Origin of the sequence: Nocardia miyunensis NBRC 108239 (genome assembly GCF_001613065.1) — a bacterium.
GTDB classification, from domain to species: domain Bacteria; phylum Actinomycetota; class Actinomycetes; order Mycobacteriales; family Mycobacteriaceae; genus Nocardia; species Nocardia miyunensis.
The window spans coordinates 1-11724 of sequence record NZ_BDBQ01000135.1 but is presented as its reverse complement, the minus strand read 5'-3'; the positions used below and the strand labels follow the sequence as shown (position 1 = coordinate 11724).

Sequence of the window (11724 nt, the reverse complement as noted above, 5' to 3'; positions counted from 1 at the left end):
GCTCAACAGGGATCTACTCCCCGGAGACATGATCGAGGACGCCCCGGCCGCGTTCGACAGCGCACCCATCGCACGTGCCATCCACCAACACCGCACCGCCGGCGACAGTTTGCGGCTATTGCCGTCCCCGCCATCCGGCCCCCTTCCCGGCTGGGCCGGCGACAGCGGAACAGGGCCCGCCTACGCCGCTCTGCGAGCAGCCGCCACGCATGAGGGAGCCGGGCTGTCCGACGGCGCGAACGAGATCATCCGTGCCGCCATCGCCCGGCATCGGGGCCACGATCTCGATATCGGCCGCAACTGGCTGGCCGATGCCGCCGACGGCATCGGACCCGACGAGCAACCCGCCGCGAAACTGGCCATCCTGACCGCCCTCGCCCCGGACACGGTCACCGATGACGACATCGACCTGTGGCGAACGGACCAGCACTCCGATCACGACCTGCTGCACCTGCTCGCCTACGGCGCGATGATCGCCGTCGAACTCATCGAATCCGACATCGCAGATGGGTAGGCGAACCTCCGACCGTGAAGACCCGGGCTGCCGGTCGGAGCGAGACCGGCGGGCAGTCGGGACCGACCGCGGATGACCTCGGCCCCCGAGAACTCCCGGGGGCGGAGATCGCGGGACCGCCGCCCCGCCCCCTGAATTCGCGGCTTGGAGTCAGGGGCTGTGCCGGCGGACGATCCCGGCGGGTGGTTGTGGATCTACTGGGTGACCGCGGCCATGGCGGTGGCGATCGACACCGCACCGGCGAGCCATGTCGGGAAGGTGAGATTGGCTGTGGCATAGGAGACTCGGTGTAATCCGGGTGCAGGATAGCTGCCGTTGCCCGTGCCTAGCGCATCAGTAGCCCGGCTTGGGTACCCAGATCCCGATACGAGCCGATACCCCCGTGGCCCGGATATCCTCCAGCTTGCGGTTCATGCAGGTCAGGATGACGACCACGAGACCCGTCTGAGCGACCGCAGTGGCCGCCACCAGATGGCCGAGCGGTCTGCTGCGGGCTCGGAGGTCGACCAGGGCGGTGCAGACGGTGAGGACGGCGGCCAGGCAGGCCAGCATCGCCCAGGTGCCCTCGATCTGCGGGCGCGCGGCGGCGGTGAGCCCGACCAGAGGGTGACGAGCGTATCGGAGACCCGATATCCGCCGAAGGGATCGGCCCAGATCGTGCCGTCACGGCCGATGCCCACGGCCCAGGTCGTGAAGAGCAGGTACAGCGTGAGGACGCTCCCGGCGGCGGCGCCGAGGTACCCCCACCGCCCGCGCAGACCCGGATATCGGCGCAATGAGCTGGAACGGCGGCGAAGTGTGCGCAAGAGCTCGGTGACATCGATCCGGCGACGCCCGGGGTGTCGTGCCTCGGGGGCGGCTGGTGTTCTGCTCAGCTGCCGGGGTGTCGGCTGCACAACATGAAAGCCTATGGCTCCGGCCGTAACCGGTTCGTCAAGGAACCGGCCGTCGGGTGCCAAAGGCGCATCAAGACCGCACGGTCTCACGTCCTGCATCTCCCGACGGCCGGCTCTCACCCGCCCGGCCCCGATCCGTAGTCAAGGCCGGATTGGGGCAACCCGGAATTGAGGCTCCCCCCGGATAGTGGACACCTGATTCGCAGGGCCTGCGGTCCTGCTGGACGGATGTCCTCATGCCTCCTCGCAAGCGTCGGTCGTTCACGGCCGAGTACCAGGTCGAGGCAGCGCATCGGGTGATCGCTTGCGGTCGCGCGATCGCCGAAGTCGCCCGCGAGCTGGGTCTCGACGATGGATTGCTGAGTAATTGGGTGAAAGCCGAGCGGCGCCGGATCGCCGCGGCTGAGGTGCATGGTGAGAAGTCCCTGGATGCCGCTGAGAGGGCCGAATTGCTCAGGCTCCGAAGGCAAGTCAGCGAGCTGGAGAAGGATAACGCTTTCCTCTCAAAAGCTTCGGCGTACTTTGGCGCGATGCAGAAGAACCGGCCCGGTTCGATCTGATGGCCGAGTACGCCGGCCCGATGACATCGCCGAGACCGCCGGCACCATCTCGCCCGAGGGGCAACGGTTCTCGATCGCCCGGATGGCGCGGCATCCACACCGACTCCGAGGGCGGCCTCGGGTACACGGAAGGATCGTGGATCGCGGTCGGTGGTGGATATTCCGGTGCTGATCTCGGTGGCGGCATCGACGGTGACACACTGGGTACTGCCCCTGTCGTTGGCTTGTCGCGGTGGGAGGTTCAGCTTGTCGCAGGAACGCGCTGGTAGTGCGACTTGGAGTAATCCCGAAGTGTGGCGGATCGCGAATACTGCGTGCGAGGTGCTGAACCGGTCCGCGGGGAAGACGATTTCACTCCACTGGGGCCGATGTGGATCATCGACGATGATGACGGCCTTGCCGCGGGCCGAGCTGTGGGCGGCGGTGCGCACCCTGGTGCTGTCCCGCTCGTCGTTGCGGGCTGGCGATTCGACGAGTTCCACTCGCCGAGGGGGTGATCGAAGTTCGCCGGTATTCACTGCAGGGTGCCTTCCCGCGGATCGGCCCGTGGATCAGTTACTGGCGCCGGTCTGTTGCTGGGCTTCGTACTTGGCGGTCGCGGCATTGATGGCGGCCATGGTCTCGGCCTTCCATTCGCCGTCGAGTACCCACTTGTTGTGTTCGCGGATCGGCTTCAGTTGTCCACGGAACTCGGGGATGACATGCTCGGCCCACAGCTTTACCGCATTGAGTTGACGCTCGTATGTGGTGAAGTCGGTCAGAGTCATGATGAAGCTGCCGAATCCGCCGGTCTGATCAGCGAGCCGACGGATCGTTTCGATTGCGGTATCGGGTGTGCCGATCAGTACCGATCCCCCCGCGATGGCCTCGTCGATCATGTCCTCGACGTTCGGCTTGTCGGATGCCGGGAGTGGCGAGATATGTGCCAGGTAGTTCCAGATCTCTTCGAACCCGTGCTTACAGTCTTCGCGCGCCTGGTCTTCTGTTTCCGCGATATGCGAGATGGCCGACAGTCGCCAGTTTTTCCGGGAGATGGTTCGGCCGGCCTTGGCCGCTTCGGTCTCCGCGATATTCCAATGTGACCTCAACGCATCGAACGCGGCCGGGTTCGTGGACGAGAGGTTGATCATGCCGACGCCGAGACGGCCGGATGTAACCGGGCCGGAGGGCGATGTGACTGCCGCGACCACCACATCCAACTCGGGGACGGAGTACGGCAAGACCTGCAGTTTGGCATCGTGCAGTTCGAACCAGTCCGACTTCGCGGTGACTGTCTCGCCTCGCAGCAAACGGACGATGACCTCCGCGCCCTCCAACATCATGTCCCGTTGCCTGCTGGGGTCGATACCCAGCATGTGCGCGTCCGAAAGCAGCTGGCCGGGCCCGAATCCCATCATGGCGCGACCGCGGGAGAGGTGGTCGAGCATCACCAGTCGCTCAGCCAGCAGGAACGGATTGTGATAGGGCAGCGAGTTGACGGCGGTACCGAGCCGAATGGTGTTGGTGCGCTGCGACGCTGCCGCGAGCATCATCTCCGGCGAGCCTATCGGCTCGTGGCCACCCGAGTGGTGCTCACCGAGCCACGCCTCTTGAAATCCGAGCCGATCGGCGAGCTCGATTACCTGGAGGTCACGCTCGAATAGCACCGAAGGACTGACGCCGATTTTGTGGAAAGGCGCCATGAAGACACCAAAGGACGTGGGGTAATAGGACTCGGACATGCGGCACCTCGATGTTCGTCGTGTCGGAAGAATCGTGCGGATTGTTCGAAAGAGGGCGGGCTCGTTCAGTTCGGTGCTGCGTACTTGGCGAGTGTCGCCTCGATGCTCCCCGGTTCGATCTGCCCGCCCAATGCCTCTATGAGAACGATGGGGTCGAAGTATTCACGGAAGCGAGTTATTTTGCCGTCTCTGATCGTGAAGCGAGTTACGTACTCGTTCTTCATCTCGACCGGAACCACCAAGGTCATATCACTCTTGTATTCGGCGATCACCTCGCCCGGATCCGAGTGATACGTCTCGAGGGAGATATCGTACAAGCCTTCGGTGACGATGAAGACCGGCATTTTCTGAACGAACGCCAGAACATCTTCCTTGCCTGTAATTCGCTTGTCGAAGCCCGGTGGCGCGTAACGCATTTCGAAGACGACGTCGTCGGCGAGTAGCCGCCGCTTTTCCTCGAAGTCCCATGCGTTGATCGCGTCGAGGTATCGCCGCGCGATGTCGATGTTCGCTGCTCTCAGTTCGTCGTCTGTCGGCACCCTGCGCTCCTGAACCTAACTGAACTCATTTCAGGAGGCTGACGTTATACCTGTGATCCAGGTCTCGTCAAGGGTCTGGCGGGTGGTCGAGTTGGCAGCTCAAAGGCAGTCTGACATGCGGATGGTATGTGGTAACCTAACTGAACTTGATTCAGTTTCGCTCGGAAGGGTGCGTGGATGCCGACCGATTCGAGGCCTGCCGGCCCAGGATTCACATCAGGTAAGGATCTCACTTCCGATGTGCTCAGATCCGCCTACGGTCGCTTCCCGTCCGGCGTTGCGGCCGTGTGCGCTGTCGTCGATGGAAAGCCGACAGGAATCTCCGCCAGTTCTTTTGTATCCGTTTCATTGAACCCCGCACTCGTCTCGGTATGTGTGGCACTCACCTCGACCACATGGCCGACGCTGAAACGTGCCGGCACGTTGGGCGTCAGCGTCCTCGCTGACGCGCATGCGTCCGTCGCGAAGGCTCTCGCATCCCGCGGGACCGATAAATTCGCGGCCGTTCGATGGGGCCGGGACGAGTCGGATGCTGTGTTCATCAATGGGGCCGCGTTGTGGCTCAACTGCGCAATTTACGAACAAGTTCGGGTCGGCGATCACGATATCGTAGTTCTCGCGGTCAACGGCGTCCGGGCAGACACTGCGGTGTCGCCCCTGGTTTTCCACGACAGCAACTTTCACCGAGTGGCCGCACTCGATGCATGGGCAACGAACTGAAGGGCATTCCAGTATGTATGTGAGCGTCTCCAGCGAATCCGTAACCGCACACGATATGTCCACTTTGGACAAGTTCGACTTCTTGTTGGCCGTCGATCGGGACACAGCCGACGCCGTCCTCAGGAGCGAAAACCTTGGATACCTTGCGGCAGATTCTGCGTTCGCCGCTGTCGACTGGCTTGTTCGGCAGGGACGACCGAACGACGAGAAATGGCGCCGGGACTTCGATGCGATGCTCGCCTATGCGGCCGACAAAGGCTGGTACGACGGACAGTATCTCCAAGGACACATCCGCGACCGTGGAGCTCGGCCGACAACCACGGCCGACTGATGGAGGACCTGGTCGCCCAAATCGTTTCGATGCCGGTCGGCGCGAGTTCCCGGGGCACGCAGGTCGACGCGATCGATACTCAGGGCAGTCCCCACCTCGATGGAAGTTAGTTGCACCCGCCCGATGTCCGTGACTACTCCGCGCTCGATCATCCTCACCAGCTCCACCGGCGGACCCATCGGCGTCGGCATTCCGACGGCCGGTTTCCTGGGCTACACCGCAGCCAAGCACGGCGTCATCGGATTGATGCGGTCTTGGGCCAATTACCTTGCCCCGCACATGATCCGGGTGAACAGCGTCGCACCCACAGCTGTGCGAACCCCGATGGCCGCCGATGGCGATCTCGCCGCGATCATGGAGCGCAACCCGGCACTGGCCAACTCGCTGACCAACGCCATGCCGGTCGACCTCGTCGAACCGCTCGACGTGTCCAATGCAGTCCTGTGGCTGGCCTCGGACGAGTCGCGCTATGTGACCGGAACCGTCGTACCGGTGGACGCGGGCATGCTCAACAAGCGGTGAACACCGTGGGCCTCAATTCCATCAAGATGGTCCGGGCTGTCGATGGCGCGGCAGTTCTCGCCGCCGTCGACGAGCCGCCGGGCTCGGGCGAAGTCATTTCGACGCGTGCTGCCGGAATCTGCGCGTCGGACCTCATCGCTGTCGCGAACGGCACGCCCTGGATCATCGGGCACGAACTTTCGGGTGCCCGTCCAGACGGGACGCCGGTCGTCATCGAGGCGCTGTACGGCTGCGGCACGTGCGAGTCCTGCCGAACCGGGCAGGACAACCTGTGCCGAACCGCCCTCGGCCGCGGCCTCGGCTTCGGCGCGGACGGCGGGATGACCGAGCGATTCCGAGCGCCGAGTGGTCATCTGGTCGAGCTGCCCGAGAATCTCGACGTTCGCAGCGGATTCCTCGCCGAACCCGCCGCGGTTTCCTGGCACGGGGTGAGGTGGCGCTCTAACTCGGGCGACTCTCTGCCGCAACAGATATCGCAAATAACGGACATCACATCGTGCGCTGCCTACGGCTCTCGCGAATCAGGTTTGATCGCCGAGAAGTGTGTTGCGGACATGACGCAGATGGGCCCGCATCGCGGCTCGTGCCGCGTCCGGATCACGGTCGGCGATTGCTTCGACGATCTCGCTGTGTTCGGTGCAGTACTCATGTTGCAGCTCAGGGCGGAACGTGCGCTTCTTCAATCCTCCCCACACAGGTTGCCGACGGCTTTCGATGAGGAGTTCGCTGACACGGATCAGCACCATGTTGTGGGTGGCCAGAGCAAAGCTGTGATGCAGCGCGGTGTCCCAGTGCTCGAATTCCTCCGAAGAGTTCGCCTTCTCCCCGCCCTGCAGGCAGCGGCGCATTTCAGCGATATCCGCCTGCGTCGCAGCTGCCACGGCAAGCGGTAACAGCTCGGGCTCGAGGGTGAGCCGTGAGCTCATGATCTCGGCAGGACTCGGCTGATTCTCCGATTCCGTTCGCACTCCGACAGACGCGTTCGGCGCCAGAAAGGTGCCCCGGCCGACATGCCGTATCACCGCTCCTCGGCTCTCCAGGCCGTTCAGCGCCGAACGTACAACTGCGCGACTGACTCCGATCGCGGCGGCCAGCTCACGTTCGGTCGGCAGCTTGTCACCTGGACCAAGTCCTTCTTGGGCGATCAGCGCATCGACGTGCTGCAGCACCGACGCCCCCAGACCGACCGGCTCAGGCATCACAACTCCTCTCCTCCGAGTGGACCAATCATAGACATTGGTTCACCAAGCACGCCAATAGGTCCGGGCTACTTGTCTCCACCACGACCTATTGACTCCATACGGTCACAAAACCTACTCTGACCAATACAGACCGATTAAGCATATTGGTTCACATTGGTTCAAGGAGGCAGCCAGTGCGCTTTGCGCGGATACAAGGTACGGATGGTGCGCGGGTCTGCGTGGTGGACGACAACGGCGCAGCGCGAGCCGCACGGTTCGGTGACACCGGCGAATCGGTCCGTTCGCTGCAGCAACTGATCGAGGCGGGCGCCGATGCATCGGCACGGCTGGCGATCGCGGATACCGTCGAAGGCGGCAAAGTGCTCGCGCCGATCGTGCCGCACCGCAACATCTTCTGCGTGGGCCGCAACTACTCCGAGCATGCCGCGGAGTTCGCCCGCAGCGGATTCGACGCGACCGACTCCCCCGACGGTCAGCACGTTCCGCAGTATCCGGTGGTATTCACCAAGCCCGCCGCGACGGTGATCGCCTCCGATGACGTCATCGACCCACACACCGACCTGACCTCGGCCCTGGACTACGAAGGCGAGATCGGGATCATCATCGGCAAGCGTGCCACCAAGGTCACCAAGGCCGACGCTCTCGACTACGTGTGGGGCTACACGCTGATCAACGACGTCACCGCACGCGACCTGCAGCGCGACCACAAGCAGTGGTTCATCGGCAAATCACTCGACACGTTCTGCCCGCTGGGCCCGTGGGCGGTCTCCGCCGACGAAGTCGACATCACGAACGTACAGCTACAGACACGCGTCAATGGCGAGCTCCGCCAGGACGCCAACACCGCACAACTGATCTTCGACGTACCGACCATCATTGAAACCCTCTCCGCCGGAATCACTCTCGAACCGGGCGATGTCATCGCCACCGGTACACCGGTCGGCGTCGGCATCGGCTTCGACCCACCGAAATTCCTGCGAACCGGGGACGAGGTGCTCGTGTCGGCCACCGGCCTCGGCGAACTCCGCAACTCGGTCGGAGCCGTCGTCGATCGCGATCACCTGGTGCCCGCGGCCGGGCGACGACTGTTCCGCGAGAAAACGGGAACCGGCCCGGCTGTGGTCCTCATTCACGGATTGGGTGGCGCCACGACGGTCTTCGAACCGCAGGTCGCCGCGCTCGCCGAGACCCATACCGTCCTGCGATACGACCTGTCCGGACACGGCCGATCACCGTTAGCCGGCGCGGCCAGTATCGACGCGTGGGTAGAGGAACTGCGTGCGCTGCTGGATGCGGAGGGGATGACCACCACGGCGCTGGTCGCGCATTCGATGGGCACTTTGATTGCCACGACATTCGCGACTCGCTACCCGGATCGCGTCAGCAGCATCGCTCTGCTGGGGCCTGTCAGAACTCAGAATGATCAGGCCCGCAAGGGCACTCATGCCCGTGCCCGCATCGTGCGCGAGGGCGGCATGTCCGCGGTGGCGGACACGATCGTCGCAAACGCCTTGTCTCGCAAGACATTGGAGACCCAACCGCTGGCCTCGGCCCTGGTCCGTGAGCTCCTGCTCGGCCAGAACCCCGAGGGCTATGCCACGGCCTGCGAAGCCCTCGCCGCGGCCGTCGAGCCCGACATCGCGTCGATCGAGGTTCCGGTTCTACTGGTCACCGGCGATGCCGACCCGGTCAGCCCCGTCGCGGTCAATGAGGACCTACTCGCGATCTACCCGAACGCCCGACTGCACGTCCTGGACGGTGTCGGCCACTGGCATCCCATCGAAGCCCCGGACGCGGTCACCACCCAGGTCGTCGAATTCCTCACCAAGCCTTGATCATTCACTCGAAAGGAGGGCGACAATGACGTCCGCCCGTACCCACGACACCGACACACTGTTCACCAACGTCCGGATCTTCGACTCCACCGGCTCCGACCCTTTCGACGGTGAGGTTCTCGTTCGCGGCAACCACATCATCGCGGTACGCCCCGGTGCCGATGAGCTTGCCCGCGAAGGAGTCCGCGTCATCGACGGCGGCGGGAAGTTCCTGATGAGTGGCCTGTGCGATGCGCACACCCATTTCTCGTGGGTCAATTCCGCGGATCTGCCCGGCCTGGGGTCCATGGGAGTCGAGGAACACACACTGTTGTGCGCCCGCTCGGCACGGACCTACCTCGACTTCGGCTACACCATGTGCGTCGGTGCCGCCGCGGCCAAACCCCGGCTCGACGTGGTCATTCGCAACGCCATCAACGACGGCCAGATCCCCGGCCCGCGCTATCTGGCCAACTGCCAGGAAATCGCCGTGACCGGCGGCGCGCTCGTCGAGGGCATCACCGCCTTCGCCGACGGCCCCGAGGAGATGCGCAAAGCAGTGCGCCGCAACGTCGAACTCGGCGCGGACCTGGTCAAACTCAGCATGTCCGGAGAAGAGATCACCGGCAATCAGCACGCCGAGGACAACTACTTCTCCGACGAGGAGACCCTTGCCGCAACCACCGAGGCGCACCGCCGCGGATTGCGGGTGTGTTCGCACGCCCGTTCCGGCGAATCGGTGAAGATGTCGCTGCGCAGCGGTGTCGACATCATCTATCACGCCTCCTTCGTCGACGAGGAAGGCTTGGACATGCTCGCAGCGAAGAAGGATGAGATCTTCGTCGCACCGGGCATCAACTGGCTGGTTGCAACCCTGCACGACGCTGCCGATTTCGGCTACCCGCCCGAAGCCGCCGAGGCCGCAGGCTACAAATACGAGCTCGAATGCGCCATCGACGGACTGAAGAAGATGAAGTCCCGCGGGATCCGCATCCTTCCCGGCGGCGACTACGGTTTCGCGTGGACCCCGCACGGCACTTACGCTCGCGATTTGCAGCACTTCGTGGAGCTGCTCGATTTCACGCCCAAGGAAGCCTTGTTGTCGGCTACCGCGCTGGGCGGCCAGATCATGCGTCGGCCCGACGAACTCGGCCAGATCAAACCCGGATTCCTCGCCGACATGATCCTCGTCGACGGCGACCCACTCACCGACATCACCGTCCTGCAGGACAGTGATCGGATCGTCGGGATCATGAAAGATGGTGTGTTCCACAAGGATCCGGGCAGCGCCGTAGTGCATCCGCGTTGACACGCCTCACACGACGCGTCGTTCGCATGCCGCCTCGTAACCAATGGTCAACCAATACCCCGTGCGGTCGACAGCGGGCACGATCGCGGACACTTCGATCTCGCCGCGAGCGAGCAATCCGTAGACCAGGCTCGACAGGATGGTGTCGAGATCTCGGACGAATTCCGCGTCGACGCCCTCGAGCGCCGCCATCGCCGCAGGGACGACAGCATCGAGCCCGTGACGCAACAACAGCTCGCCGCCAGGTGCGGAGCGGGCCGTGGAAATCCGCCGGCGTCGGTCATCATCAGCACCTGTCAAGCCCTCTGGCGGAGAAGGTCGGGCCTTCGAATTAGGCTGCACGAGAGCACGTTACGACGTCTAGCTCGTTTTAAGCCGCCACCGGGGGCAGGAAGCAGAAACGGTAACAATCGGACAGAGCCGCTGCATGATCAGGCGACAGCGGCCAAGCAGATCCGCGCCTCATTGAACAGCGGCGGACTGCTGGGGCGATGCTTGTCTCTCGATCTGAATGTCAAAGGCTTCGACCATTGCACTTGTCGAATCGTGGCGAAAACTTCTGCGTCCTCGGCCCCGGCGACCGTGACCGTTCAGGCACCAGCCCCACAACCGATGGCTCCCGGCTCCGCGTCCACGTCGCCGCAGTGGGTGACCCCGGGAGCCTTCTGCGCCCCGCAGGGGGCCACCGGCACCAGCAAGACCGGCAAGGCTATGGTCTGCGATACCACCGCCACAGACATCCGCAACCGATGGCGTCACGAATGACCTTGCGGCGCTTGTGGTTTCCTCCTGCTCAAGTCCGTCGAGCCGATGCCGATCATCGCCGGGTTAGAACCACCGCAGGTCATATGCAATGAGCCGGTCTGCCGCACTACGATGCCGGCCTCCAACGGATAACTCGAGTTCCGTTGCGGGAGTTCCCCGTTCCACGACCAGCGGGATCATGTTTCTCGTATCCGACGTGCTCGGTCGTCCCGAGATGACAGACCTGGCCCGCTCGTCGGCGAGTTCGCGTCGATCCTGGCCGAACGCCGCGGCAGCGACCTGGACGGGTGGATGAAGCAGGTTCGCGAGGCCGGGCTGACCGAACTCGGCCCGTTCCTTCGTGGCCTCGACCAGGACCACGACGCGACGCCGCGGTCGCCGGCCTGACCATGCCCTACAGCAACGGACCGATCGAAGGCGTCAACACCAAGACCAATCTGTGGAATCTGAAATGTCAAGCCGGTGACCGTTGTCCCTGGCGGACGCCGACGATCGGCAGTTGGATGTTGCTGGTGCTGACGAGCGACTGCGCCCCCTCAGATGGTGTGGGGACATCAGCGAGCCGCTGGAGCAGACCGTCGAGCGCGGCCTGGCCGTCGTGGACCGGTTCCAGTTCGCATCGATACCGCCGCGCGCTACGACAGGTACGGCACCTGATCGCGCGACGGCGGTATCGACTACCTTGAACCGGCCGTAGGTAGTGGCCTCCGAGTGGTCCCCGGATTATCGCCGCCTGGGATCACGGGCCGGTGTATGCCTCTAACCCATCTTGGCCAGCGCGTCGGCCTCGGCACGGGTCAGCCCTGCCTCGATCGTGGCCCATTCCGCGGC

Annotated in this window: 12 protein-coding genes and 2 pseudogenes; 8 read left to right on the top strand and 6 right to left on the bottom strand. The window is 63.9% G+C overall.

Going from position 1 to position 11724, the window contains the following annotated elements; genetic code table 11:
• Positions 1-28: 28 nt before the first annotated feature.
• A complete protein-coding gene (locus tag NM2_RS44275; protein WP_067683099.1) occupies positions 29-514 on the top strand; it encodes a hypothetical protein in 486 nt (161 codons plus the stop codon).
• A 333-nt stretch (positions 515-847) separates the two neighbouring features.
• Here NM2_RS44275 and NM2_RS44270 read toward each other — a convergent pair whose 3' ends face one another.
• Positions 848-1066: a hypothetical protein gene (locus NM2_RS44270; protein WP_067683097.1), complete on the bottom strand. Its 219-nt coding sequence runs from the start codon at positions 1064-1066 to the stop codon at positions 848-850.
• Between the two features lie 580 nt (positions 1067-1646).
• Here NM2_RS44270 and NM2_RS44265 point away from each other — a divergent pair.
• On the top strand, positions 1647-1970 hold the full coding sequence (locus tag NM2_RS44265; RefSeq protein ID WP_067683095.1) for a transposase: 324 nt from the start codon (positions 1647-1649) through the stop codon (positions 1968-1970).
• Positions 1971-2125: 155 nt separating this feature from the next.
• On the opposite strand, the pseudogene NM2_RS53225 reads toward NM2_RS44265, so the two are convergent.
• The 3 genes and pseudogenes from NM2_RS53225 to NM2_RS44255 form a co-directional block, all read right to left on the bottom strand.
• A pseudogene (locus tag NM2_RS53225) lies at positions 2126-2401 on the bottom strand (3,4-dihydroxy-2-butanone-4-phosphate synthase); the annotation flags it as partial.
• Positions 2402-2521: 120 nt separating this feature from the next.
• Positions 2522-3691, bottom strand: coding sequence for an LLM class flavin-dependent oxidoreductase (locus tag NM2_RS44260; protein WP_067683093.1), 1170 nt, complete (start codon positions 3689-3691; stop codon positions 2522-2524).
• Between the two features lie 65 nt (positions 3692-3756).
• Positions 3757-4230: a nuclear transport factor 2 family protein gene (locus NM2_RS44255; protein WP_067683091.1), complete on the bottom strand. Its 474-nt coding sequence runs from the start codon at positions 4228-4230 to the stop codon at positions 3757-3759.
• Between the two features lie 177 nt (positions 4231-4407).
• Here NM2_RS44255 and NM2_RS44250 point away from each other — a divergent pair, with 177 nt between their 5' ends.
• The 4 genes and pseudogenes from NM2_RS44250 to NM2_RS53220 all read left to right on the top strand — a co-directional run.
• Positions 4408-4950 carry a flavin reductase family protein gene (locus tag NM2_RS44250; protein ID WP_067683089.1) on the top strand — a complete coding sequence of 181 codons (543 nt, stop codon included), beginning with the start codon at positions 4408-4410 and terminating at the stop codon, positions 4948-4950.
• Positions 4951-4969: 19 nt separating this feature from the next.
• A complete protein-coding gene (locus NM2_RS44245) occupies positions 4970-5281 on the top strand; it encodes a hypothetical protein (RefSeq protein WP_157121876.1) in 312 nt (103 codons plus the stop codon).
• Positions 5282-5404: 123 nt separating this feature from the next.
• Positions 5405-5803: an SDR family oxidoreductase gene (locus NM2_RS44240; RefSeq protein ID WP_245718543.1), complete on the top strand. Its 399-nt coding sequence runs from the start codon at positions 5405-5407 to the stop codon at positions 5801-5803.
• A gap of 26 nt (positions 5804-5829) precedes the next feature.
• Positions 5830-6162, top strand: a pseudogene (locus NM2_RS53220) (alcohol dehydrogenase catalytic domain-containing protein); the annotation flags it as partial.
• Positions 6163-6324: 162 nt separating this feature from the next.
• Here NM2_RS53220 and NM2_RS44230 read toward each other — a convergent pair.
• Entirely contained in the window at positions 6325-7002 is a 678-nt protein-coding gene (locus NM2_RS44230; RefSeq protein WP_067683084.1) for a FadR/GntR family transcriptional regulator, read from the bottom strand.
• Between the two features lie 176 nt (positions 7003-7178).
• Here NM2_RS44230 and NM2_RS44225 point away from each other — a divergent pair, with 176 nt between their 5' ends.
• A complete protein-coding gene (locus NM2_RS44225; protein WP_067683083.1) occupies positions 7179-8840 on the top strand; it encodes a bifunctional fumarylacetoacetate hydrolase/alpha/beta hydrolase family protein in 1662 nt (553 codons plus the stop codon).
• 25 nt (positions 8841-8865) lie between these two features.
• Positions 8866-10128, top strand: a complete 1263-nt coding sequence (locus NM2_RS44220; RefSeq protein WP_067683080.1) for a metal-dependent hydrolase family protein — start codon at positions 8866-8868, stop codon at positions 10126-10128.
• A 6-nt stretch (positions 10129-10134) separates the two neighbouring features.
• Here the strand turns inward: NM2_RS44220 and NM2_RS53215 are convergent, their stop codons facing one another.
• A complete protein-coding gene (locus NM2_RS53215; RefSeq protein ID WP_067683078.1) occupies positions 10135-10320 on the bottom strand; it encodes a hypothetical protein in 186 nt (61 codons plus the stop codon).
• Positions 10321-11724: the final 1404 nt, after the last annotated feature.